25 protein-coding genes are annotated in these 23,613 nt (G+C 73.1%); 11 read left to right on the forward strand and 14 right to left on the reverse strand.

Annotated elements, in window-relative coordinates; genetic code table 11:
* Positions 1–6 precede the first annotated feature (6 nt).
* On the forward strand, positions 7–135 hold the full coding sequence (locus tag D7223_RS34045; RefSeq protein ID WP_272948774.1) for a hypothetical protein: 129 nt from the start codon (positions 7–9) through the stop codon (positions 133–135).
* A gap of 114 nt (positions 136–249) precedes the next feature.
* Here the strand turns inward: D7223_RS34045 and D7223_RS28860 are convergent, their stop codons facing one another.
* Positions 250–1,236 (reverse strand): pirin family protein, encoded by a 987-nt coding sequence (locus tag D7223_RS28860; protein ID WP_120732176.1) that lies wholly within the window; start codon positions 1,234–1,236, stop codon positions 250–252.
* Position 1,237: 1 nt separating this feature from the next.
* The gene (locus tag D7223_RS28865) at positions 1,238–1,729 is read right to left on the reverse strand and encodes a MarR family winged helix-turn-helix transcriptional regulator (protein WP_120732178.1); all 492 of its coding nucleotides are present in this window, start codon (positions 1,727–1,729) and stop codon (positions 1,238–1,240) included.
* A 162-nt stretch (positions 1,730–1,891) separates the two neighbouring features.
* Here D7223_RS28865 and D7223_RS28870 point away from each other — a divergent pair, with 162 nt between their 5' ends.
* Together D7223_RS28870 and D7223_RS28875 are read left to right on the forward strand one after the other, a co-directional pair.
* Positions 1,892–2,419, forward strand: coding sequence for a GNAT family N-acetyltransferase (locus tag D7223_RS28870; RefSeq protein WP_120732180.1), 528 nt, complete (start codon positions 1,892–1,894; stop codon positions 2,417–2,419).
* Positions 2,420–2,439: 20 nt separating this feature from the next.
* Complete coding sequence (locus D7223_RS28875; protein WP_120732182.1) at positions 2,440–3,027, forward strand: DUF1684 domain-containing protein; 588 nt, start codon at positions 2,440–2,442, stop codon at positions 3,025–3,027.
* A gap of 44 nt (positions 3,028–3,071) precedes the next feature.
* Here the strand turns inward: D7223_RS28875 and D7223_RS28880 are convergent, their stop codons facing one another.
* Positions 3,072–3,659: a YflT domain-containing protein gene (locus D7223_RS28880; RefSeq protein WP_120732184.1), complete on the reverse strand. Its 588-nt coding sequence runs from the start codon at positions 3,657–3,659 to the stop codon at positions 3,072–3,074.
* A 109-nt stretch (positions 3,660–3,768) separates the two neighbouring features.
* On the opposite strand from D7223_RS28880, the gene D7223_RS28885 reads away from it, so the two are divergent.
* A complete protein-coding gene (locus tag D7223_RS28885; protein ID WP_120732186.1) occupies positions 3,769–5,622 on the forward strand; it encodes a glycoside hydrolase family 15 protein in 1,854 nt (617 codons plus the stop codon).
* Positions 5,619–6,398 carry a glucose 1-dehydrogenase gene (locus D7223_RS28890; protein ID WP_120732188.1) on the forward strand — a complete coding sequence of 260 codons (780 nt, stop codon included), beginning with the start codon at positions 5,619–5,621 and terminating at the stop codon, positions 6,396–6,398. Before D7223_RS28885 ends, D7223_RS28890 begins: the two co-directional genes overlap by 4 nt.
* A gap of 104 nt (positions 6,399–6,502) precedes the next feature.
* On the opposite strand, the gene D7223_RS28895 is transcribed toward D7223_RS28890, so the two are convergent.
* Positions 6,503–7,876 carry a glycoside hydrolase family 6 protein gene (locus tag D7223_RS28895; RefSeq protein WP_120732190.1) on the reverse strand — a complete coding sequence of 458 codons (1,374 nt, stop codon included), beginning with the start codon at positions 7,874–7,876 and terminating at the stop codon, positions 6,503–6,505.
* A gap of 263 nt (positions 7,877–8,139) precedes the next feature.
* Here D7223_RS28895 and D7223_RS28900 point away from each other — a divergent pair, with 263 nt between their 5' ends.
* Entirely contained in the window at positions 8,140–11,067 is a 2,928-nt protein-coding gene (locus D7223_RS28900; RefSeq protein WP_120732192.1) for a ricin-type beta-trefoil lectin domain protein, read from the forward strand.
* A gap of 103 nt (positions 11,068–11,170) precedes the next feature.
* The gene (locus D7223_RS28905) at positions 11,171–11,671 is read left to right on the forward strand and encodes a metallophosphoesterase family protein (RefSeq protein ID WP_120732194.1); all 501 of its coding nucleotides are present in this window, start codon (positions 11,171–11,173) and stop codon (positions 11,669–11,671) included.
* Between the two features lie 141 nt (positions 11,672–11,812).
* Here D7223_RS28905 and D7223_RS28910 read toward each other — a convergent pair whose 3' ends face one another.
* Positions 11,813–12,034: a DUF3072 domain-containing protein gene (locus D7223_RS28910; protein ID WP_120732338.1), complete on the reverse strand. Its 222-nt coding sequence runs from the start codon at positions 12,032–12,034 to the stop codon at positions 11,813–11,815.
* 133 nt (positions 12,035–12,167) lie between these two features.
* Between D7223_RS28910 and D7223_RS28915 the strand changes: the two genes are divergently transcribed.
* Complete coding sequence (locus D7223_RS28915; RefSeq protein ID WP_120732196.1) at positions 12,168–13,103, forward strand: NAD(P)/FAD-dependent oxidoreductase; 936 nt, start codon at positions 12,168–12,170, stop codon at positions 13,101–13,103.
* A 22-nt stretch (positions 13,104–13,125) separates the two neighbouring features.
* On the opposite strand, the gene D7223_RS28920 is transcribed toward D7223_RS28915, so the two are convergent.
* The 3 genes from D7223_RS28920 to D7223_RS28930 all read right to left on the reverse strand — a co-directional run bounded on the left by D7223_RS28920 (position 13,126) and on the right by D7223_RS28930 (position 17,423).
* Positions 13,126–14,418 (reverse strand): cation:proton antiporter, encoded by a 1,293-nt coding sequence (locus D7223_RS28920; protein WP_120732198.1) that lies wholly within the window; start codon positions 14,416–14,418, stop codon positions 13,126–13,128.
* A 105-nt stretch (positions 14,419–14,523) separates the two neighbouring features.
* On the reverse strand, positions 14,524–15,201 hold the full coding sequence (locus tag D7223_RS28925; RefSeq protein ID WP_120732200.1) for an HAD family hydrolase: 678 nt from the start codon (positions 15,199–15,201) through the stop codon (positions 14,524–14,526).
* Positions 15,202–15,293: 92 nt separating this feature from the next.
* A complete protein-coding gene (locus D7223_RS28930) occupies positions 15,294–17,423 on the reverse strand; it encodes an ATP-binding SpoIIE family protein phosphatase (RefSeq protein WP_120732202.1) in 2,130 nt (709 codons plus the stop codon).
* Positions 17,424–17,612: 189 nt separating this feature from the next.
* Between D7223_RS28930 and D7223_RS28935 the strand changes: the two genes are divergently transcribed.
* Positions 17,613–18,479: a mechanosensitive ion channel family protein gene (locus D7223_RS28935; protein ID WP_120732204.1), complete on the forward strand. Its 867-nt coding sequence runs from the start codon at positions 17,613–17,615 to the stop codon at positions 18,477–18,479.
* A gap of 79 nt (positions 18,480–18,558) precedes the next feature.
* Here D7223_RS28935 and D7223_RS28940 read toward each other — a convergent pair whose 3' ends face one another.
* Positions 18,559–18,933, reverse strand: a complete 375-nt coding sequence (locus tag D7223_RS28940) for a DUF6401 family natural product biosynthesis protein (protein ID WP_120732207.1) — start codon at positions 18,931–18,933, stop codon at positions 18,559–18,561.
* A 163-nt stretch (positions 18,934–19,096) separates the two neighbouring features.
* Here D7223_RS28940 and D7223_RS28945 point away from each other — a divergent pair, with 163 nt between their 5' ends.
* Entirely contained in the window at positions 19,097–19,546 is a 450-nt protein-coding gene (locus tag D7223_RS28945) for a hypothetical protein (RefSeq protein ID WP_120732209.1), read from the forward strand.
* 4 nt (positions 19,547–19,550) lie between these two features.
* Here D7223_RS28945 and D7223_RS28950 read toward each other — a convergent pair whose 3' ends face one another.
* Entirely contained in the window at positions 19,551–19,763 is a 213-nt protein-coding gene (locus tag D7223_RS28950; RefSeq protein WP_120732211.1) for a hypothetical protein, read from the reverse strand.
* A gap of 150 nt (positions 19,764–19,913) precedes the next feature.
* Between D7223_RS28950 and D7223_RS28955 the strand changes: the two genes are divergently transcribed.
* A complete protein-coding gene (locus tag D7223_RS28955) occupies positions 19,914–21,137 on the forward strand; it encodes an MFS transporter (RefSeq protein ID WP_420330353.1) in 1,224 nt (407 codons plus the stop codon).
* A 22-nt stretch (positions 21,138–21,159) separates the two neighbouring features.
* Here the strand turns inward: D7223_RS28955 and D7223_RS28960 are convergent, their stop codons facing one another.
* The 4 genes from D7223_RS28960 to D7223_RS28975 all read right to left on the reverse strand — a co-directional run bounded on the left by D7223_RS28960 (position 21,160) and on the right by D7223_RS28975 (position 23,477).
* Entirely contained in the window at positions 21,160–21,417 is a 258-nt protein-coding gene (locus D7223_RS28960; protein WP_120732215.1) for a hypothetical protein, read from the reverse strand.
* Between the two features lie 99 nt (positions 21,418–21,516).
* A complete protein-coding gene (locus D7223_RS28965; RefSeq protein ID WP_120732217.1) occupies positions 21,517–21,978 on the reverse strand; it encodes an SRPBCC family protein in 462 nt (153 codons plus the stop codon).
* Positions 21,979–22,033: 55 nt separating this feature from the next.
* On the reverse strand, positions 22,034–22,450 hold the full coding sequence (locus D7223_RS28970) for a DUF2795 domain-containing protein (protein WP_120732219.1): 417 nt from the start codon (positions 22,448–22,450) through the stop codon (positions 22,034–22,036).
* Between the two features lie 46 nt (positions 22,451–22,496).
* Positions 22,497–23,477: a YihY/virulence factor BrkB family protein gene (locus D7223_RS28975; protein WP_120732221.1), complete on the reverse strand. Its 981-nt coding sequence runs from the start codon at positions 23,475–23,477 to the stop codon at positions 22,497–22,499.
* Positions 23,478–23,613 lie beyond the last annotated feature (136 nt).

The raw sequence follows: 23,613 nt of genomic DNA on the forward strand, positions 1-23,613 counted from the left end.
CGCACCATGCCCGGCGAGACGACGAACTCCGTGACCGAGTACCGCGAGCAGGCGGTGGAGGGGGAGCGGGGTGCGCTGGTGGCCGTGTTGGTGATGGTGGTCCTCGGCGTCGCCGGCATCTTCGCCGTCTCCTGAGGCCACCCTCTCCGAACGCCCGACGGACACCGAACGCCCGACGGACACCGAACGCCCGACGGACACCGGGCGCCCCGCGCGACGCGGGGCGCCCGGTGCCGGGCCGGTGCCGGGTCAGGACCGGGGGGTCGGCCCGTCGGTGTGCGGGATCCGCTCGGCCGGGATGACGCCGAGCCGGCCGGCCTGGAAGTCCTCGACGGCCTTGATCAGCTCGGCCCGGGTGTTCATCACGAACGGCCCGTAGTGCGCCACCGGCTCCCGGATGGGCTGGCCGCCCATGATGTAGAGGTCGAGCGCCGGGGTGTTGGCGTCCTGCCGGGTGTCCGCGTCGAACCGCAGCGCGTCGCCCGGGCCGTGCACCGCGAGCTGGCCGGTGTGCACCGGCCGGCGGTCGGTGCCGACCGTGCCCCGACCGCCCAGGACGTAGACCAGGGCGTTGAAGTCCGGGTTCCACGGCAGGTCGACCTGCGCACCGGGCTGCACGGTGACGTGCGTGATGGTGATCGGGGTGTGGGTCGACCCCGGCCCGCGGTGCCCGGCGACCTCGCCGGCGATGACGCGGACCAGTGCGCCGCCGTCCGGCGTGGTGAGCAGCGCCGTCTCCCGGCCACGGATGTCCTGGTATTTCGGCGGGATCATCTTGGCGACCCGGGGCAGGTTGACCCACAGCTGGGTGCCGTGGAACAGCCCACCGCTGAGCACCAGGTGCTCCGGCGGCGCCTCGATGTGCAGCAGGCCGCTGCCGGCGGTCATCCACTGCGTGTCGCCGTCGGTGATGGTGCCACCGCCGCCGTGGGTGTCCTGGTGGTCGAAGACGCCGTCGATGATGTAGGTCACGGTCTCGAAGCCGCGGTGCGGGTGCCACGGGGTGCCCTTCGGCTCACCCGGGGCGTAGTCCACCTCACCCATCTGGTCCAGGTGGATGAACGGGTCCAGCTCGCTCGTCGGCACCCCGGCGAAGGCGCGCCGCACCGGGAAACCCTCGCCCTCGTAGCCGCTGGGGGCGGTGGTCAGCCGGCGGACCGGTCGGAAGGAGGTGGACTCGTCGAGGCGGGGCAGGCGGGGCAGGACGAGGACGTCGTCGACGGTGATCGCGGGCATCTCAGGCTCCTTGGGTGTCGCTGGTGAGGGTCGAGGGGTCCGGCTCGGCGCGCAGGCGCCGGCCGAGCCGCTCGAAGATCCGGTGCAGGCAGGCGACCTCGGCGTCGTCGAGGCCGTCCATCAGGTGGGTGCGCACCGAGGAGAGGTGGGGCGGCGCGGCCTCGCGGAGGGCGAGCAGCCCGGCGGCGGTGAGCACCGCCTCGCTGCCCCGGCGGTCGGCCGGACAGGACTCCTTGGCGACCAGCCCGCGCTTCTGCATCGACGAGATCTGGTAGGTCAGGCGGCTCGGTGAGAACACCAGGCGGCCGGCCAGCTCACCCATCCGCAGGCGCTGGCCCGGCGCCTCGGAGAGCAGCACCAGCACGTGGTAGTCGGCGAAGCTCAGGTCGCTCGCGGCGCGCAGGTCCTCCTCCAGTTGGGTGAACAGCCGCTGGCTGGCCTCGATGTAGGCCCGCCAGGCGGCCAGCCGGTCCGGCTCCAGGCTCTCGGTCATGGGCCAAGAGTAGCAGTATTTCAAAATTTAACAAGACCTGTTGAGCTGGGGATCGTCGACGCTCTGCCCGCGTACCGGTGATGTCTTTGGCTTTTGAAGTAAACCGGGGTCGAGGGCAAAACGGTGCGCGGCCGACGGCCGTGCCGTGCCAGACTGCGGCCCGTGGACCACGTCGAACTGACCGCCCCCGGCCTGCTGCTCCGTCCCTGGCGGGTGACGGACGCCCCGGCCCTGCTGACCGCGCTGGACGAGCCGGCCATCGCCCAGTGGAACGCGCAGAACGTCACCGACCTGGCCGGGGCCGAGGCCTGGATCCGGCAGCGCGCCGACTGGAGCTGCGGCACCCGGATGTCGCTCGCGGTGACCGACGCGGCCGACGGCACGCTGCTCGGCGCGGTGTCGCTCAACGGGATCCGCCGGGGCGACGCGTCCATCGGCTACTGGACCACCGCCGGGGCCCGGGGGCGGGGGGTGGCGACCGGCGCGGTGTCCGCCCTGACCGGCTGGGCGTTCGACGGACTGGACCTGCACCGGATCGAGCTGTGCCACGCGGTGCCCAACGCGGCGTCCTGCGTGGTGGCGGGGCGGGCCGGCTACCCGCTGGAGGGGACGCTGCGCGAGTCGCACCGCTACGGCGACGGCCGGCGCTACGACGAGCACCTGCACGCACGGCTGGCCACCGACCGCTGATCCCCGGCTAGGGTCGGCAGGTGGACGATCTCGAACTGCTGGACTGGCGGGAGCGGGTCGCCCGGCTGTACCTGTCCGACGCCGACCTGACCGGCTTCCGGGCGGCGCGTGACGAGCTGTTCCGGGCCCACCCGCAGAGCCCGCTGCCGGCCGCCGCGCGAGCCGGCTTCGCCGGCCTGCCGTACTACCCGCCGGACCCGGCGGCCGTGGTCGAGGCGCCGCTGCGCCCCGCGTCGGGCACCGAGAGCATCGACACCGGCGGTCCGGACGGGGTGATCCGCTACCGCCGGGTCGCGGTCGCCCGGACGCCGTGGGGTCCGCTCACCCTCTGGTGGATCGAGGCGTACGGGGGTGGCCTGTTCCTGCCGGTGCGCGACGCCACCTGCGGCGACGGCAGCTACGGGGGCGGTCGGTACCTGACCGACACGGTCAAGGGCACCTTCGGCCGAGGGCTGACCCTGCTGGCCGGCGACCGGGTCCGGCTGGACGCCAACTACCTCTACAACCCGTCCTGCGCGTACGACGACCGGTGGGCCTGCCCGCTGGCCCCGCCGGAGAACCGGGTGGACGTGGCCCTGCGCGTGGGCGAGCGGGCGTACCACGCGTGACGACCGCCCCGGCGTGACGCCGGGACGGCCGTGGGGCACGACGGTCAGCGCGCCGACGGCTCGCCGGCGGCCAGGTCCAACCGGCCCAGCACCTGCCGGGCCTGGTCGGCGAACTGGGCGTCCACGGTGACCGCGTACTGGCCGGCCCGCAACGAACTGGCCGAGGTGAAGTCCCGCCGCCCACCGGTCATGGCGTGCGCGACCGCCCCGAACACCGCGCCCCAGATGGCGCCGACGACCAGGCCGACCAGGATCACCGCGAGCCAGTTGCCCACGGTGAAGATGCCGAACAGCAACCCGATGAACAGACCGAACCAGGCGCCGCTGCCGGCCCCGACGACCGCCGCGCGACCGGTGCTCATCCGGCCGAGGACCGTCTCCACCAGGGTGAGGTTCGTGCCGACGATGGCGGTGTGTTCCACCGGGAACCGGTTGTCGGCCAGATGGTCGACCACCCGTTGGGCGGACGGGTAGTCCGGATACGACCCGATCGTCACGGTGGCTGGCCCGGCCGGTGGGCCGTGACCGTCGCCGCTGGGTGCGGCGGTCTGCCCCGCGGGACCGGACGGGAGGGTGTCGCCGCCCGGCATCCCGGGCCGCCATGCCGAGGTGGGACTCGACGGTGTGGTCATGAGCATCCTCCTTCGTCAACCGGCGGTGTTCCCCCGCCCGTCGTGCGGTAACGCCGGGTCCGACGGGCATCGGCGGCATGCCGGCCCCGCAGCCCGGGTAGGCAGGCGGGTGGACAGCGGACGGATCAGCGAGCACGGCTTCCTGGCCGACGGCATCAGCGCTGTTCTGGTGGACCGGGCGGGATCGGTCAACTGGTGGTGTCCGGACCGTTTCGACGCGCCGTCGGTGTTCGGCCGGCTGCTCGGCGAGGAGGCGGGGCACTGGTCGATCCGGCCGGACGGCGACTTCACCTCGCAGCGGTCCTACCTGGACGGCACGCTCGTGCTGCGTACCGTCTTCACCACCGCCGCGGGAGAGGTGGCGGTGACCGACGCCCTCGCGCTGGAGCCCGGGGCCCGGGGCCACGACATCGGGCTGCGCTCACCCCGGGTGCTGGGCCGGGTGGTCCAGGGACTCTCCGGCGCGGTGCCGGTGCGCCTGGACTACCGGCCGCGCTTCGAGTACGGCCAGGTCACCGCGTACCTGGTGGAGACCGGTGGGGTGATCGACGCGACCGCCGGGCGCTGCCGCCTCAGCCTGCGCGGTGATGTGCCGCTGACCTGCGACGACGGCGCCGCGACCGGCACGTTCACGGTACGCGCCGGGGAGACCTACCGCTTCACCGTCGGGTACGCGCCGACGTACGACTCGCCGCCGCCGCGCCTGCCCGACGCCGACGAGGTGGTCGCCGACGCGGTCGCCGGCTGGCGTTCCTGGGCCGACCTGCACCGCGACCAGTACCAGGGGTTGTTCGCCGACCAGGTGCGGCACAGCGCGATGGTGGTGCAGGGGATGACCTACCAGCCCAGCGGCGCGATCGTCGCGGCGGCGACCACGTCGCTGCCGGAGCAACTGGGGGGCGAGCGCAACTACGACTACCGGTTCGTGTGGCTGCGGGACTTCAGCCTGACCCTGCGGGCGCTCTGGGAGGCCGCCTGCCCGGACGAGGCGGACCGGCAGTTCGCCTGGGTGGCCCGGGCGATGGGCCGGATCGGTGACGCGCCCGTCCCGATCATGTACGGCGTGCAGGGTGAACGGGACCTCACCGAGCACCGCCTGGACCACCTTCCCGGGTACGCCGGCAGTCGGCCGGTCCTGGTCGGCAACGACGCCTGGAAGCAGCGGCAGATCGACGTGCCGGGCGAGGTCCTCGACGCGGCCTGGCTGATGCGGCACTACCTGGACCCGATACCGCCCGAGGTACGCCACCTGCTGCGCGCCTTCGCCCACCGGGCGACCGTGGACTGGCCCCGACCCGACGCCGGCATCTGGGAGTCGCGGGACGCCGAACGGCACTACGTCTCGTCCAAGGTGCAGTGCTGGACGGCGCTGGACCGGGCGGTCCGCTTCGGCCCCCGGCTCGGTGACGCCGCCGAGGTCGCCCGGTGGGCGGCGGCCCGCGACACCGTCCGCGAGGCGGTGCTCACCCGGGGCTGGAACGAGCGGCTGGGCGCGTTCACCGGCGCCTTCGACTCCGATGAGCTGGATGCCTCGGTGCTGCTCATGCCGCTGGTCGGGTTCCTGCCCGCCGACGACGAGCGGATGCTCGCCACGATGGACGTGGTGCAGCGCCGGCTCTCCCACGACGGCCTGCTGCGTCGCTGGGAGGACGATCCCGCGGGCTTCGTCATCTGCTCGTTCTGGCTGGTCAGCTGCCTGGCCATGGCCGGCGAGACGGACCGCGCGAGCGACCTGTTCGCCTCGCTCGTCGCCCGCACCAACGACCTGGGCCTGTACGCCGAGCAGATCGATCAGTTCACCGGGGAGCAGCTCGGCAACTTCCCGCAGGCCTTCTCGCACATCGGCCTGATCAACGCCGCCGGCCGGCTCACCGAGGCCGTCCAGCGACGCCGCGACGGCGCGGACCAACCGCGTCGACCCGTGCCGACCGGTACGGGACGGACGGAAGGAGCACGACCATGACCGGTCGCCTCACCGGGAAGACCGCCCTGATCACCGGCTCGGACTCGGGCATCGGGCAGGCCACCGCCATCGAGTTCGGCCGGGAGGGCGCCGACGTCGTGGTGCACTACCTGCACGACCACGCGGGGGCCAACCACACCCGCGCGGAGATCGAGCGGACCGGCCGGCGGGCCGTGGTGGTGCAGGGCGACATCAGCGTCGAGCACCAGGTCGAGGCCATGTTCGACGAGGCCCTGGTGGAGTTCGGTCAGCTGGACATCCTGATGAACGACGCCGGGGTGGACGCCTCCGGCGTCCCGGTGGCCGACCTGGACACCGAGACCTGGGACCGGTGCATCCGCACCAACCTGTACGGGATGTTCTTCTGCTCCCGGCGCTTCGTGCGGCACCGCCGCGACCAGGGCGGCCACGGGAAGATCATCAACATCACCTCGATCCACCAGGAGGTGGCCCGGGCCGGCGGCGCGGACTACGACTCCAGCAAGGGCGCCATGTTGGAGCTGGCCAAGAGCCTCGCGCTGGAGGTCGCCCCGATGCGGATGAACGTCAACAACATCGGCCCCGGCATGGTGCTGACCCCGTTCAACCAGGAGGCGATCGACGACCCGAAGTACCTCCAGGAGCAGGTGCAGAGCATCCCGTGGAAACGGGCCGCGGAGCCGGGCGAGATCGCCAAGCTGGCCGTCTTCCTGGCCAGCGACGACGCCGACTACGTGACCGGGTCGACGTACTTCATGGACGGCGGCCTGATGCAGAACCAGGGCCAGGGTGCCTGACCGCCGCCCGTCACGTGCCGATCTCGGACAGTTACCGTTCGCGCTGAACGGTAACTGTCCGAGATCTCTCCGGGTGCCGACCGCGGGTGCGGACCGCGGGACGGCTAGGCGCAGGCGGTGCCGTTGAGCGTGAACCCGCTCGGCGCGGGCAGCGTGCTACCGGTGAACGTGCCCTGGAAGCCGATGCTGGTCGTGCCTCCGGCCGGCAGGCCACCGTTCCAGGCGGCGTTGCGGACGGTGATCCGGTCGCCGGACTGGCTCCACTCGCCGTTCCAGCCGTTGGTCAGCCGGACCCCGGCGCCGGGGGCGAAGCTCAGCGTCCACCCGTTGAGCGCGGCGCCGTTGTTGGTCACCCGCAGCTCCGCGGTGAAGCCACCGGTCCAGGAGTTCGGGGTGTACGTGACCGCGCAGCCGCCAGCCGGCGGGGGAGTGGTCGGCGGCGCGGTGGTGGGCGGTGCGGTGGTGGGGGGTGCGGTGGTGGGCGGCGCGGTGGTCGGCGCGGCGGTGGTGGGTACCGGGCCGGCCGCGACGGCCAGGTCGTACGCCCGCTGCGGCACGAACTGACCGGCCCCGGCGATGCAGCCGTCGGCCTCGCCGGGCAGCTTCACCCAGAGGAACGCGTCGATCGCGGCGTCGCCGGTCGCGGTGGTGCTGGGCGTGCCGATGGCCCGACCGGCCGGGTCGCACCACTCCGAGCCCGCCGGCCCGTTGCCGTTGCGGCTGGTGTCGATGACCGCCTTGAGCCGGGACACGCCGGTGGCCGCGATGATCGCCTTGGCGTACGTCACCTCGTCGGCGGTGCGCCGGTAGTTGGAGACGTTCAGCGAGATGCCGTCGGCGCTGTTGGCGATGTCCGCCGCGAGCAGCCGGGAGGCCGCCTCGGCGGGGGAGAGCCACGCCGAGTGGCCGGCGTCGAAGTAGACCTTCGCCTGGGCCGAGCCGGCCTTGAGCTTCTTGCCGGCGTACGCCATGGACGCCCGCGTCTCGGCCTGCTGGGCGGCGTTCTGGCAGCTGGTCATCAGCGGCAGCACGTCCGGCTCCAACACGATGGTCGCCGGTCGTCCGGCCAGGCCGGCCGCCACCTGGTCGACCCACTGCCGGTAGCTGGCGTGGTCCGGTGCGCCGCCGCTGCTGGCGCCGCTGCAGTCCCGGTTGGGGATGTTGTAGACCACCATGATCGGAATCTTGCCGGCCGCCGCGGCGGCGCCGACGAAGGCGTCCACCTCGCCGCGTACCGTCGAGGTGTTGGTGCGGGTGTACCAGCGGGCCTGCGGCACGCTGGCGATCCGGTCCCGGATGACGGCGGCGCGGGGGTCGCCGGGGTTCGCGCCGACCCAGACGGCGCCCGCGGTGGCCGGATCGACGTAGAAGGCCGAGTCGGCGGCGACCGCCGCCGGCGCGTGGACCAGGGCGAGGGCGGTGGCGGCGGCGACCGCCGCCGCCGCGGCCGTCGCGGCGAGTGCCGGTCTGCGTCTCATGTCAGTCACTCCCGAGTCATCGAGGAGCGCCGCTGGAAGCGCTCCCATACGACGGTCAAACTACGTGCCGGTTGCGGCCGTGTGAAGACCTCGTCCGCACGTACCGGCAAATCGCGCGTCTTTCGCCGACACGTGGACAACTTTCGATTGATGATGCCGAACTTCTGTTGTGGCCGAGTGAAAGACGTTAATGTCTGGGCACACCACCCCGGTGCTCCTCCAGTCGGCGGGAGCGGCACCGAGATCCCCACCCTGGAGGTCTCGTGTCCACAGTCCCGCGCCGACTCCTGGTCGTCGCCGCCGCCCTGCTCACCGCCCTCGCCCCGGTCGGCGCACCACCGGCCGCCGCGCATCCCGGGCACGTCCACCCCGGTCACGACCAGCCTGCGGTCGCCGCCGCGCCCGCCCGTGCCGCCGCGCCGGCCACCGTGACCGCGGCCCTGGCACCCCCGGCCACCAGCGGCTTCGAAAAGGTCGCCCTCGACGGCGGGCTCTCCATGGGTGAGCCGATCGAGCTTGCCGTCGCGCCCGACGGCAAGGTCTTCTACATCAACCGGGGCACCACCAACGGAGGCGGCCAGGTCCGCCTCTACAACCCGGCGACGAAGAGCACCACCGTGGCGCTCACCCTCGCGCTGGACGCGCGCTACGAGGACGGGCTGATCGGCATCACCCTGCACCCGGGCTTCGCCACCAACCGCTGGGTGTACCTGTTCTACTCGCCCAAGGTCACGCCGCTGGTCAACCGGATCTCCCGGTTCACGTTCAGCCCGTCGGCGCTGACCCTCGACCCGGCCAGCGAGGACGTGCTCGTCGAGTGGCCCACCGAGCGCGACCTGTGCTGCCACTCCGCCGGCTCGATGAGCTGGGACTCCGCCGGCAACCTCTACTTCGCCGTCGGCGACAACACCAACTCCGGCGGCGACTCCGCCGGCATGGCGCCGATCGACGAGCGGACCAGCCGCAATCCGCAGTACGACGCGCAGCGCACCTCCGGCAACACCAACGACCTGCGCGGCAAGATCAACCGGATCCGCCCGCAGGACGACGGCAGCTACACCATCCCGGCGGGCAACCTCTTCCCCGTCGGGACCGCGAAGACCCGCCCGGAGATCTATGTGATGGGGGTCCGCAACCCGTACCGGATCTGGGTCGACCGCACGGCCGGCAACACCCTCTACTGGGGCGAGGTCGGGCCGGACGCGGGCGCGGACGTCGCCAACCGGGGCCCGGCGGCGTACGACGAGTTCAACCGGGCCACCGGCCCCGGCAACTACGGCTGGCCGTACTGCGGCGGACCGAACGTGGCCTACAACGACTGGAACTTCGCGACGAACTCGCCGCGCGGCTGGTTCCCCTGCGGCGGGTCGACCGGCCCGGTCAACGACTCGCCGCGCAACACCGGCCTCAACCAGCTCCCGCCGACGAAGCCCGCACTGGTGTGGGAGCAGCACGGCGGCAGCGAGGACTGGCCGGCCCTGGACAACCCGGGCGGCTGCGGTTCGCCCAACCACGTCGAGGTCTATCACTACGACCCGAACCTGGTCTCCGACGTGAAGTGGCCGGCGTACTACGACAACAAGTGGCTGATCTCCGAGTACTGCCGCAACTGGATCAAGGAGGTCCAGTTCGACAACGGCAACCCCGCCACCGGGACGCCGACCGTGATCGAGCCGGTGCTCGCCGGCATGACGTTCGTCCACCCGATCGACTGGCAGTTCGGCCCGGACGGCTCGCTCTACCTGCTGGAGTACGGCAGCGGCTACTTCTCCGGCGCCGCCGACGCCGGGCTCTACAAGATCAATTACGTGCAGGGCGGCCGGTCGCCGGTGGCCCGGGCGTCGGTGAACAGGGACAACGGCCTCGCGCCACTGGCGGTCACCTTCTCCAGCGCCGGCAGTTCCGACCCCGACGGCGACCCGCTCTCGTACGCCTGGGACTTCACCGACAACGGCAGCGTCGACTCGACGGCGGCCAACCCGACGTTCACGTACACCGCCAACGGCAGCTTCACCGCGCGGCTGACGGTCCGCGACGGCACCGGACGCAGCGGCACCACCACGGTGCCGGTCGTGGTCGGCAACAACCGGCCGACGGTGACCCTGAGCGGACTGCCGGCGGGCGGCCTCTTCGACTGGGGCCAGGACCTGACCGTCTCCGCCTCGGCCAGCGATCCGCAGGACGGCACGCCGGCCTGCTCCGCCGTGGTGGTCCGGGCGGCGCTCGGGCACCAGGAACACGCCCACGAGGAGGGCCAGGGAACCGGCTGCGGGGCCACCTTCAACACCGGCCCGGTGCACGCCGGCCCGGACTCGGTGCTCTTCTTCGTGCTGCGCGGCAGCTACACCGACAAGGGCGCGACCGGATCGGTGGCCCTGACCGGGGAGAAGGAGATCGTCCTCTACCCCAAGCAGTGGCAGGCCGAGCACCACGTGGCGCTGAACGGGCCGAAGGTGATCGACCAGTCGGCCGCGCAGGGCGGCAAGCGGCTCGGTGACATCCAGAACGGGGAGAACGTCCGCCACCACGCGGTGAGCCTCAAGGGCATCACCGGGGTCAGGGCCCGGGTGTCCTCCGGGGGTGCCGGCGGCACGGTCTCCTTCCGGTACGACTCGCCGACCGGCCCGGAGGTCGCCCGGCTGACCGTGCGGAACACCGGCGGGTGGGACTCCTACACCGAGGTCACCGCGCCGGTGACGAAGCCCGACGACGGCACCCACGACCTCTACCTGGTCTTCACCGGCGGCAGCGGTGCGCTGCTCGACGTGGACAGCTACACGTTCACCGGTCCCGGCGTGGGTACCGGCGGAACCCGCACCGGGGAGATCAAGGGCCTCGGCAAGTGCGTCGACATCGCCTCCAGCCAGACCACCAACGGCACGAAGGTGCAGATCTGGACCTGTAACGGGACCGCGGCGCAGCGCTGGACGCTTCCCGGCGACGGCACGATCCGGGGCCTGGGCAAGTGCCTCGACGTGAAGAGCAGCGGCACCGCCAACGGGACCCTCGTGCAGCTCTACGACTGCAACGGCACCGGCGCCCAGCAGTGGGCGGTCCAGGCCGACGGGAGCCTGCGCAACCCGCAGTCCGGCCGCTGCCTGGACATCCCCGGCTCGGTGACCACCGACGGCCGGCAGCTACAGATCCACGACTGCAACGGCACCGGCGCCCAACGCTGGACCCTCCCCTGAGGTGAAAGGAAGGGCCCCTTGTTAACGCCTCGTGTAGTAAAAGGGGCCCTTCCTAACCCGCCGGCCGTCAGCGGGAGCCGTGACTGGCGTCGACAATGGGGGGATGCGCCTGGTGATCACGGCCGACACCCACCTGCCGAAGCGGGCCCGGGACCTGCCCGACCCGCTCTGGGCGGCGGTCGACGCCGCCGACGTGGTCGTCCACGCCGGGGACTGGGTGGACGAGCCACTCCTGGACGCGCTGGAGGCGCGGGCCCGCCGGCTGGTCGGGGTGTACGGCAACAACGACGGGCCGGCGCTGCGCGCCCGGCTGCCGGAGATCGCCCAGGTGGACCTGGACGGACTGCGGATGGCGGTGGTCCACGAGACCGGACCGAAGGCCCGGCGGGAGGAACGCTGCGCGGCCCGCTTCCCCGGCGTCGACGTGCTGGTGTTCGGCCACTCGCACATCCCGTGGGACACGCTCGCTCCGGGTGGCCTGCGCCTGCTCAACCCCGGCTCGCCGACCGACCGGCGGGCCCAGCCGTACGCCACCTTCCTGACCGCCCGGGTCGCCGCCGGCCGGCTCGACGACGTGGAACTGCACCGGCTCCCGCCGCGCTGACCGTCGCCCTACCGGCGGCGGGTCCGCGCGGCGGGTCCGCGCGGCGGGTCCGCGCGGCGGGTCCGCGCGGCGGGTCCGCGCGGCGGGTCCGCGCGGCGGGTCCGCCGCGCCGCCTCCTGGGCGCGGCGCGGCGGACGCCCGTCACCGGCCCCGGCCGGTCTCCTCCTGAAGCTCGTCGATCCGCTTCGAGGCCTCCGCCTTGGTCAGGTCGTCCGGCAGTTCCTCACCGGCCTCCCGGGCGAGCGTGGCGAGGTACGACTCCTGGGCCGCGGTCGGCGGCTCCTCGCCGGTGACCCACTCGTCCGGATCCTTGATCGCGCCCTGCGGGTTGGCGCTGGCGCTGGTGCTGTCGCGGTCCGTCATCATCTCCACCTTCCTTCGAACAGACGTGCCAATACCCCCGACCGGCGCGGTCCATGCCTGCCGGTCCCGATCTCCGCACCCGGCCCGTCTTCCGGACGCATACGATCATCGGATGGCTGTGGATCGGGCGGGTGTGGTGGTGGTCGGTGCGGGCATCGCCGGTGTGGCGTGTGCCGGGGAACTGGTCCGCGCCGGGATACCGGTGCAGGTGCGCGAACGCGGTCGGGTCGCCGGCGGGAGGATGGCCAGCAGACGGTTCGACGGCCGGCCGGCTGACATCGGCGCGGCGTACTTCACCGTCAGCGACCCGGCCTTCGCCGAGGTGGTCGAGCGGTGGCGGGCGGCCGGCCTGGTCCGCGAGTGGGCCGGCACGTTCGTCGCGTACGGTCCGGACGGCCGGCGGGAGGTGCCCGGCCCGACCCGCTGGTCGGCCCCGCGCGGGCTGCGCTCACTGGTCGAGGACCTGGCCCGGGACCTGCCGGTGACGATGGATCGGCTGGTGCTCGGCGTCGAACCCGGTCCGTTGGTGGACGGGCAGCCGTGCGCGGCGGCGGTGCTCGCCATGCCCGGCCCGCAGGCGGCGCTGCTGCTCGACCCTGCGCTGGCCGAGGCCACCCACGCCGTCCAGGCGCAGCGCTGGACCCCGGCGCTGGCCGTCGTGCTGCGCTTCCCGGAGCGCCGGTGGGCCGACTTCCGGGGCGCGTTCGTCAACGAGCACCCCGTACTCGCGCTGGTCTGCGACGACGGCGACCGGCGCGGCGACGGCGCCCCGGTCCTGGTGGCGCACACGACCCCGGAGTTCGCCGCCGGTCACCTGGCCCAACCGTCCGCCGCCGGGCCGGCCGTCGAGCGGGCCGTACGGGAGCTTCTCGCGCTGCCCGAACCGGCGGCGGAGGTGTACGTGCACCGGTGGACGTACGCCAAGCCGACCGACGGTCCGGCCGGGACCCACCACCTGGACGCCGACCGGATCGGCCTGGCCGGCGACGCCTTCGGCAAGCCCCGGGTGCAGACCGCCTGGCTCTCCGGGCACCACCTGGCCCGAGCCCTGATCCGGACCCTGACCTGACTGAGCCCGCCGCACCCACCGTTCAGGCGGGGGTGGGGGAGCGCTCGGCCTGGCTGGACGGGGCGGCGGCGTCCGGCGGTGTGCGTTCGCCCTCGCGGTCCAGCAGCTGCATGACCGGGGTGGCGGCGATCCCGTGCACCACCACCGACACGATGACCACCAGGCCGACGGTGGCCCAGACCAGGTCCGCCTGCGGGAAGTCCGCCTTGGTGGTCGCGTACGCCAGGTAGTAGAAGGATCCCACCCCCCGGATGCCGAACAGGGAGATCACCCAGTGCTCGGCCGGTCGGCCGGGCGCGCCGCGCAGCGACAACCAGCCGAACAGCGGCCGGACCACGAAGATCAGCGCCAGACCCACGGCCGCGGCCGGCCAGGTCAGCGGGGCCAGCAGGCCACCCACCACCGCGCCGCCGAAGAGCAGCAGCAGCATCACCGTCAGCAGCCGCTCGACCTGCTCGGCGAAGTCGTGCAGCACCCCGTGGAACTCGCTGGTGCGCTCGGCGGACCGGATCGCCCGCGCGGCCACGAACACCGCGAGGAAGCCGTACCCGCCGATCAGCTCGACCAGCCCGTACGCCAGGAACGTGGCCGCCAGGGCCAGGAAGCCCTCGGAGTGCCGGGCCAGCCGGAACTCGCTCGGCGCGCGGAAGAACAGCTTGCCGAGCAGCCAGCCGATCAGCCAGCCGCCGACCACCCCGGCGGAGACCTTCCAGAACACGTCGACGCTGAGCCAGTCGACGATCCAGGCCGACGGCGCGAGGCTGGTGGTGGCGATGGCGATGGCCGCGTACACGAAGGGGAAGGCCAGCCCGTCGTTCAGGCCGGCCTCGGAGGTGAGGGCGAACCGCACCTCGTCCTCGGCGTCCTCCTCGGCGTTCGGCTCGCCGACCTGCACGTCGGAGGCGAGGACCGGGTCGGTGGGCGCGAGGGCGGCGGCGAGCAGCAGCGCGGCGGCCGGCACCAGCCCGGCCCACCACCAGCCGAGCAGTGCCGTGGCACCGATGCACAGCGGCATCGCGATGGCCAGCAGCCGCCACGTGGACGACCACCTGGCCCAACTCAGCGGACGGTCGATCTTCAGTCCGGCGCCCATCAGCGCCACGATCACGCCGATCTCGGTGAGATGGGTGGCGATCTCCTTGTGCTCCAGGGGATCGGGCTTCGGCAGGCCGGTGGGCAGCGCGAAGATCAGCATCCCCAGACCGAGGAACGCGATCGGCATCGACAACGGCCGGCGGTCCAGCACCCGGGGGAGGATCCCCGCCAGCAGCGCGCCGACACCGAACACCGCGAGCGCCAGGTCTACCGGCTCCACGAGACCACCTCTCCAAGCGGCCCGTGCGCACGGGCAGGCGGTGTCAGATCATGCCCATGGAGGGGTTCTCGTATTCCTGTCCGACCTCACGATTCGTGGTGACCCTCATCGCCCGTTGGCCAGGGGCGAGTCGGCGAGAGCGGCGAGGAGCGCGGCGGGATCGTCGTACACCGCGACCGCACCGGCACCGGCCAGCTCACCCCGGCTGGTGCCGCCGCAGGTGAGCCCGACGCAGGGAATGTCGAGCTGGCCGGCGGCGGCGACGTCCCAGACCGAGTCGCCGACGAACACCACCCGGGCCGCGTCCAGCCCGGACTGCGCCAGGGCGGCCTGGAGGATGTCCGGCGCCGGCTTGCTCTCCTTCGCGTCCGCCGACGAGGTCACCGTGTGGATGACGTCGTCGGCGGCCAGCGCCCGGCGTAGCGCACCCACCTCGGGCTCGGCCGCCGACGTGGCCAGCACCACCCGCAGCCCTCGCTCGGCGCACGCGCGCAGCAGGTCCGCAGCCCGGGGCAGCGGGGTCAACCGCTCCCAGTACTCGCCGTAGAGGGTCGCGTGGGCGTCGCGCAGCCGCTCGTCGGCGTCGCGGTCCCGCTCCGGTCCCAGCAGGTGGTCGAGCAACTTGTCCGAGCCCATCCCGATCGCCCGGTGGATGGTCGCCATCGGCACCGGCTGCTCGGTCTGCCGTAACGCCTCCCACCAGCTCACCGTGTGCAGGTAGGTGGTGTCGACCAGGGTGCCGTCCACGTCGAAGAGGACACCGCCGGAAATCTCGTCCGCCATGCGCGTCCTCCTACCCCCGGCCGTGCCGGCCGATGCCGATCCCGGCCGTCGGGTCCCGGCGATCCCCGGTCCCGAGGTGCGCGGCGGGCCGGTCACTCCGCCGGGACGAGGATCTCGAACCAGACCGTCGAGCCACGTACGGTCGGGTCGGTCCCCCACGCGTCGCTCAGTTCCTCGATCAGACCCAACCCACGTCCCCGGCTGCTCAACGTGTCGGTCTGGGCCCGGGTGACGGTGCCCCGGGTACCCGAGTCGGCCACCGAGACCAGCAGCCGTTCCGGGCTGAGGTCGATGTCCACCCGGGCGGCCGTGCCGGCGTGCAGGAGGGCGTTGGTGGTCAGCTCACTGGTGCACAGCACCGCCGCGCCGATCACCGACTCCGGCACCCGCCAGTCGGTCAGCTGACCGGTCATCCAGTGCCGCACCCGACTCGGCGCGGTCGGCTCCGCCGGCACCTCCATGCTCGCCGACCGGCTCGGCCGCAGGGCGTGCTCGACCGCGAGCACCGCGACGTCGTCCTCGGTGGTGCCGGCCACGGCGGCGGTGGCCACCGCGCACAGTGCCCGGGGGTCGCCGCTGCCGGCGGCGGCGATCGCGTCGGCGAGGGCGTCCAGGCCGGCGTCGAGCCCCTGCCGGCGTCGCTCCACCACGCCGTCGCTGAACAGCAGCAGGGTGTCGCCCGGGTGGAACCGGACGGTGGTGGTGACCGGCCGGCAGCCGAGCCCCAGCGGGGCGCCCGCCGGCACGTCCAGGTATTCCGCGGACGGCTCACCGTCCGGCGCGCACCGCCGGATCAGCGGGGCGGGGTGGCCGGCGCTGGCCAGGGTCAGCCGGTGCCGGTCGGCGTCGACGACACCGAAGACCACCGTCACGAACAGCTCGTGCGTACCGCCCTCGGCGCCGAGGCTGGTCACCAACCGGTCCAGGCCGGTGAGCACCGCGTCCGGTCGCGGATCGGCCAGGGCCAGCGCGCGCAGCGCGGCCCGCACCTGACCCATCCGGGCGGCGGCCTGCACGTCGTGCCCCGCCACGTCACCGAGCACGATGCCCAGCCCGCCGGTGGGCAGCAGGAAGGCGTCGTAGAAGTCCCCACCGGCGGCGTTGCCGTCGACACCCGGGTCGTAGCGGGCGGCGATCCGCAGCAGCGGCAGGTCCGGCAGGTGCGCCGGCAGCATGCTGCGTTGCAGGAGCTGGGCGGTGCCGTGCTGGGTCTCGAACCGGCGGGCCCGGTCGGCGGCCTGCCCGATCAGCTCCGCCGAGGCCGCCAGCAGTGCCCGTTCGGCCGCCGACCAGGTGTGCGGTCGTTGGTAGCCGACGGAGAGGCCGCCCCGGACCACGGAGGCGCGCAGCGGCACCGTGGCCAACGCGCGGATCTTCTGGTCGTGCCGGTCCACCGCGGTCGGGAGCAGCGGCTGGCCGTCGTCGGTGTAATGCGGGCGCCCGTCGCGGGCGGCGGCCACCACCGGCGCGGCCCAGTCGGCGGCGGCCCGCCGCCAGAGCGGGGGGAGCCGTTCGTCGGCTTCGTCCATCAGCTCGCCGCGCAGGCGGCGGACCATCCGCCACCCGCCGCCGCCCTCGTCGACGGCGAAGGAGACCCGGTCGGCGTCGAACGAGGTGATCGCCCAGCGCAGCGCCACCCGGGCCACGTCGTCCAGGGTGAGCGTTCCGGCCAGCGCGGCGGCCACCTCGCTCAGGCTCTGCAACTGCCGGGTGACCTGGGTGGTCTCGGCCGCCACCAGGAACACACCGACGATCGCGCCGGTGCTGTCCCGCAGCGTCGAGTAGCCCCGGGTGAACACCGCGTGCTCCACCGTGCCGGAACCCTGGCGCAGCAGCGGCAGGGTGGTCTCCTTGTCCAGGAAGGGCTCGCCGGTGCGGTACGTGTGCGTCACCGCGTCGCCCACCCCGGGCAGGTCCCAGGCCTGCGGGAACGCCTCGGCGGCCGGCTGGCCCAGCGCGGCCGGGTGCCGGTCGCCGATCAGTTCCGCGTACGCGTCGTTGTAGAGCAGCCGGTGATCGTCGCCGAGGACGAGGGCCATCGGCACCGGGTTGGCGAGGATCAGCTCGGCCGCGGCGCGGACCGCGGGGTCCCATCCCGCCCACGGGCCGAGCGGGGTGCGGGACCAGTCGTGGTGGAGCACGAGACCCGCGGTCGGCGAACCGACCGGCTGACCGGAGACCGGGGCTGGGGGCATCGGGACCCGTCCGACCGTTCCTGGCATGAGCGAAGCCTAGTCGGCCGCCCGGTCGGGGTTTCCGATCATGCCTCCCCGGCGCCGTGGCGGCGCTGTCCGCGCAGCTCAACGAGCATCCGGGCCGGTCCGCCGGCCAAAAACACCCGACCCGGTACGGCGTGCCGGCCCGCGGACGGGGTAAGCGCGCGGCGCAGACCATGCGACAGGAGGGACATCATGCCGGAAACCCTGGCGGTCAGGCAGGTCGACATCGGCGACGCCGCGGCCGACGCGTGGAGGTCGGTGCTGTTGTTCATACCGAGGTTCATCGCGTTCATCGCGATCCTCGTGGTCGGATGGCTCATCGCGAGAGCCGTCCTCAAGGTGGTGGACGCGGCACTCGAACGGGTCAACTTCGACCGGGCCGTCGAGCGGGGCGGCATCAAACGGGCGTTGGAAAGGACGAAGTACGACGCCAGCGACATCCTGGCGAAGCTGGCGTACTACGCCGTGCTGCTGTTCACCCTGCAGTTCGCCTTCGGCGTCTGGGGGCCCAACGCGATCAGTGACCTGATCGGCGGCGTGGTGGCCTGGCTGCCGCGCGCGTTCATCGCGATCGTCATCGTGGTGGTGGCCGCGGCGATCGCCAACGCGGTCCGCGATCTGGTGTCCGGCGCGCTGGGCGGGCTCGCGTACGGGAAGATCCTGGCCGACCTGGTGGCCGTCTTCATCCTCGCGCTCGGTGTGATCGCGGCGCTGAACCAGGTGGGCATCGCCACCACGGTGACGACCCCGGTGCTGATCGCGGTGCTCGCCACGGTGGCCGGCATCCTGATCGTCGGGGTCGGCGGTGGCCTGGTGAAGCCGATGCAGGAACGCTGGGGCGGCTGGCTGGACCGGATGGCCGAGGAGTCACGGGCGGTGCAGGAGCACCGGCGGGCGCGGGCGGCCGGTCAGGGCGACACGGAGCGCCAGATGGCCGACCGTACGGGTGCCGAGCGGACCCAGGCCATGCGGGGGCAGGAGTCCCCGAGCATGGCCGGCCGGCCCGGCAACTACCAGTCCGGGACGATGGGCGACGAGACCCAGCAGTTCCGCCGCTGACGCGTCGGTCCACGCGTACCGGGGAGGGTGTCCGCGCATCGTGCGGGCGCCCTCCCCGCGCTCTGTCCAGGTGTTCTGCCTAGAGCGGCGGGAGCGGGCCGGGCCGTGGTCCGCCCAGCGTGCGGGCCAGCGCGCAGACCGCGAGCAGCCGGGTGAGCGTCCAGTCCGGCGCGGACCAGTCCACCGGCCCGGTGGGAGGCTGCCAGTCGTGCTGGAGGGCCGCCGTCCGCACCCCCTCGGCGTAGCCGGCGAGCGCGGCGGCGCTCAGCGGCCGGCGGTCGCCGTCCAGGCTCTCCCGAATCGCGGCGGCGTGCTGGTCGACCAGGGCGAGCAGGCCAGGCCGGGTGGTGGCGGCGGCGACACCCTCGGCCACCGAGTCGGCGAGGGCGGTCAGGGTGGACCGTGCCGACTGGACGACGGTACGGGCTCTGACCTGGTGCAACGGCGGGCGCATGAGGACCGAGGCTAGCCGTCCGGGCGGGGGTGCGGCCTCGGCCGCACGGCGGGTACCGGGTCCTCCGCCGGTCGGCCGACCGACGTCCGAGGGATTGAGTCGGCCCGGACCGGGCAGGAGGAGAACCGCCCGTGGCGGCGCAGTCGACACCTCGGAGGACGCGATGACGACACACCAGGACGGACCGGACGAGCGGCACCGGCGGCCCGCCGGGGTCAGCGACGCCACCGTCGCCGCGCTGGGCAAGCTGAGTGAGGCGTTGGAGTGTGTCGAGCGGGTCCGCGGTCACCTGTACTCGCTGCACCAGCTCGTCGGGCACGCCGACCTGATGCTGGACGAGGCCGTCGAGATGTTCCGGGAGTCCGGGCACGGGCACGTCGCCGACCGGATCGACACCGACCTGCTGGGCCGCAACGTGATCGCCGGGCGCTGGACCTTCCAGATCGTCGAGGACTTCGACGACGGCTACTACGCGCTGTTCCGACAGATCGACCGGGACGCCCGCGAGGAACTGGTCGCGGGCCGCCGCCACCTGTATGAGGCGGAGATGAAGGAGAGGCGTCGGACCCGTGGCCGTCCCGGACACGAGGCACGCCCCGGATCCGACGCCTGACGGATCAGTCCCGGGAGCGGGCCTCCGCCGGCTGGCGGCGGGCCGCGTCGTCAGCGATGATCACGGTCGCCACCATCAGCGCGACGCACAGGCTGAACAGCCAGGAGCTGTCCGCGACGAGCTTGGCGGAGACAGGGGCCTGGGCGGCGGCGAGCAGGAAGCCGAGCCATGCCAGGCGACGCTGACGGTTGGTGAGGATGCCGTTGCCTTGACGCATTCCGAAAGTCTTGCGCGTGAGCCGGTGCTTGCCGTCAGCCGAACGGCCGATTCTGGATGAGCTGTCCGTTTTCTCGACCTCACGGACCGTACTTCTTGTCCTGCCGGGGGAGGACGGCCCGGCGTCGCGGCGGCGGGCAGGATGGCTCTCGTGCCTGCCATCCGCCCCCGCGCCTCGCTGCTCCTGCTCGCCTACCTCGCGTTCGTCAGCCTCGGCCTGCCAGACGGTCTGATCGGGGTCGGCTGGCCGTCGATGCGGATCGACCTCGGCGTGCCCACCGAGGCCGTCGGCGTGGTCCTCGCGGCCGGCACCACCGGCTACCTCACCTCCAGCGTCCTGGCCGGGTTCACCCTGGCCCGGCTCGGCGTCGGTCGGCTGCTGGCCGGTAGCACGCTGCTGGCCAGCCTGGCGCTCACCGGGTACGCCGCCGCGCCCGACCTGGCGCCCCTGGCCGGCTTCGCACTGGTGCTCGGGCTGGGCTCCGGTGCCGTCGACAGCGGGCTCAACGCCTACGCCGCCGGCGCCTTCGGCCCCCGGCACATGAACTGGATGCACGCCTTCTTCGGCCTCGGCGTGGCGATCGGACCCCTGATCATGACCGGTGTGCTCAGCGCGGGCCTGGCCTGGCGTTGGGGCTACGGCGGTGTGGCCGCCGCCCAACTCGCCCTGGCCGTGGCGTTCGCGCTGACCGTCCGCGCCTGGCGCGACCGGGGGTCCACCGGGGCGGGTGCGGGGGACGAGCGCGGGCCCGCCGGGTCCGCGGACCCGCCGCTGCCCGCCGTGGCGGCGACCCTGGCGCCGGTACGCGTACGCGACACGCTCCGCCTGCCGGCCGCGTGGCTGGGCGCCCTCGCCTTCACCGTGTACGTGGCGATCGAGATGTCCGCCGGGCTCTGGGCCTTCCTGCTGCTCACCGAGGGTAGGGGGCTGGGTGCGGCGGCGGCCGGCGGGGCCGTCTCGGCGTACTGGGGAAGCCTCTTCGTGGGGCGGGTGGTGCAGGGCGTGGTGGCCGAGCGGCTGGGCAGCTCCGGTGTGCTGCGGGGCAGCCTGCTGGGGATGGCGGCCGGGGCGGCGTTGATCGCGGTGCCCGGTCCGGCCTGGCTCGCGGTGGCCGGGCTGGTGGTGGTCGGCTTCGCCGCCGCCCCGGTCTTCCCGCTGCTCACCCTCACCACCGCCGAGCGGGTCGGCGCCGCGCACGCCGACCGGGTCATCGGGTTGCAGATCGGCGCCGCCGGACTGGGTGCGGCGGCGGTGCCGGCCGGGATCGGGGTCCTGATCGCCGGTACCTCGGTGGAGGCGCTCGGGCCGGCCCTGCTGGTGCTGGCCGTGCTCCTGGTGGCGATCCACGCCGCCGGCTACCGCCGGACCCGCTGAGAGAGCCGGACCCGCCGAGGGATCAGACGTCGGGGCCGGTGCGGCCGGTGGTGGAGGGGCGGTACGCGCGGTCCGGGTCGGTCGGTTCCCGCCCGGAGCCGACGGCGTCGCCGCCCCGGTCCACGGCCTCCGGGCCGTGCCCGAAGGCCGCCTCCTCGCCGGCGTCGTTGCCGGTCACGTCGTCGGCCTGACCGTCGATCGTCGAGCGGGCCACCGCCCGGTCCAGCTCCCGCAGCGGGGTCTTCTCCTCGTCGCGCCACACCGTGTTCTCGTCCGTCATGTCCCTCGCGGTACCCGACCCACCCGACCCCAAACGAGCACGGCGATGGCCGCCGGGGGACCGGCGGCCATCGGGCAGTTCGGGGTTACGGGGGTCAGGTCACGGGGTGGGGCGATCGACATTGCCGCGCCAGGCGCCGGTCTCCTGACCGCGCCGCTCGATGAACTGCTTGAAGCGCTCCAGGTCACCCTTGGCCCGCCGGTCGACGATGCCGAGCTTGTCGCCGGCCTTCTCGATCACACCGTGCGGCTCGAACTCCAGCTGAAGGGTCACCCGGCTGGTGGACTCGTCGAGGCGGTGGAAGGTGACCACGCCGGCGTGCTGGGTGCCGCCGGTCGAGCGCCAGGCCACCCGCTCGTCCGGGAGCTGCTCGGTGATCTCGGCGTCGAACTCGCGCTTGACCCCGGCGATCTCGACGGTCCAGTGGGTCATCGTGTCGGAGAGCTGGCGGACCTCCTCCACACCCTCCATGAAGTGCGGGAACTCCTCGAACTGGGTCCACTGGTCGTACGCGGTGCGTACCGGGACGGAAACGTCCACGTGTTCGGTAACGCCACTCATCAGGACTTCCTCCCTATGTCCGCCGGCGGTGGTCCCGGATCGTGCGGTGATCCGGTCACCAGCGGGTCGTCTCGTTCTTGTGGCCGAGCGCCGCCCACACCTCGGACACCGTCTGGTAGCGGGTCCCCTCGGGCAGGTGCTCCAGGGCGGCGACGATGTCGTCCGGCGCCTCGTTCTCCCGCGCGTTGGCGATCAGCGCCGCGCGGTCGCCGGGCAGCGCGGTCATCGTGATGAACCGCCCGAGCCGGCTGCGTTGCTCGACGTCCTCCGAACTCATCCCCTGCGGCGTGCCGGTACGCAGGTCGCCGGCCGGAGCCGTGGTCGCCTCCGGCTGGTCCTCACCGGCGGGCTCCGGCACGCGGGACTCCTCGACCCGTGAGCCGCCGGTCCCCGGCCCCTGTACGAGGCCGCTGACCTCCTGGCTCATCTGGTCGTCGAGCCTCGGTCCGTGCTTGCTGCTGCCACGTTCCATGTCTTCTGCGCTACCCGGTGACCCTGCGACTAAACCCGGCACACGGTCACGTAACGGCCGGGCGGCGGGGCTCCAGGACCGGCTCCTCCGGGTCCGGCACGCCGGCCTGAAGGGCCCGGCCGCGCTGCACCTCGGCGTTGATCTGCACGCCGAGCATGAGCGCGCAGTTGGACAGGAACAGCCAGACCAGGAAGGCGATGATCGCGCCGAGGCTGCCGTAGGTGGCGTCGTACGAGCCGAAGTTGGCCACGTAGAGGCCGAAGCCGAAGGAGGCGAGCGCCCAGGAGACCAGGGCCACGCCGCCTCCGGGGGTCAGCCAGCGGAAGCGGGGCTGCTGCACGTTGGGCGCGATCCAGAACAGCAGGCTCAGCAGCACCATCATGATCATGGTCAGCACCGGCCACTTGAGGATGCTCCAGACCGTACGGGTCGCACCCCCGGCGTCGATCAGGTCGCCGACCGCGTCGGTGACCGGCCCGCTGACGATCAGCCCCACCGCCACGATCGCCAGCAGGATCATGGTGACCCCCGCCAGGCCGATCTGCAGCGGACGCAGCTTCCACACCGGGCGTCCCTCGTCGACGCCGTAGATGGCGTTGGAGGCGCGGGTGAACGCGCCGATGAAGCCGGAGGCCGACCAGAGCGCGCCGAGCAGGCCGAAGCTCAGCAGCACTCCCGACCCGCTCTGCCGGTCGACCACCTCCCGGACGACGCTCACGAAGCTGTCGTTGGCCACCACCGACCCGGCGCCCACGTCGCGGGCCAGGTCCAGCACGGTGTCCACCGTCTGCTCACCGTTGGAGACCAGACCGACCAGGGCGACCACCACGATGGTGGAGGGGAACAGCGCCAGCACGCCGTAGTAGGTCAGCGCGGCGGCCCAGTCCGCGCAGTTGTCCTTGAGGAAGTTCTGCGCGCTGCGGACCAGCACCCCCCGCCAGGTCCGCCAACTCAGCTGCCGGATCCGGCGCGGCAGGTCCGGGCGCCGCGCGTCGTCGAGCGCCGTTCCGGGCTCCGTCGTGGTCATGGCCCGCTCCCTGTGCCCCGGGCACCGGATGTCGGGGCGCATCCGGATTCGCCTGGCCCCGCCGGTACCCGGTACCGGAAATCGACAAACCCGGCCGCCGGGCACGGCGCGGTTTGCCGGACCTCCGAGAGGGAAC

The sequence above is a fragment of the Micromonospora endolithica genome (assembly GCF_003626595.1).
GTDB classification, from domain to species: Bacteria; Actinomycetota; Actinomycetes; order Mycobacteriales; family Micromonosporaceae; genus Micromonospora; species Micromonospora endolithica.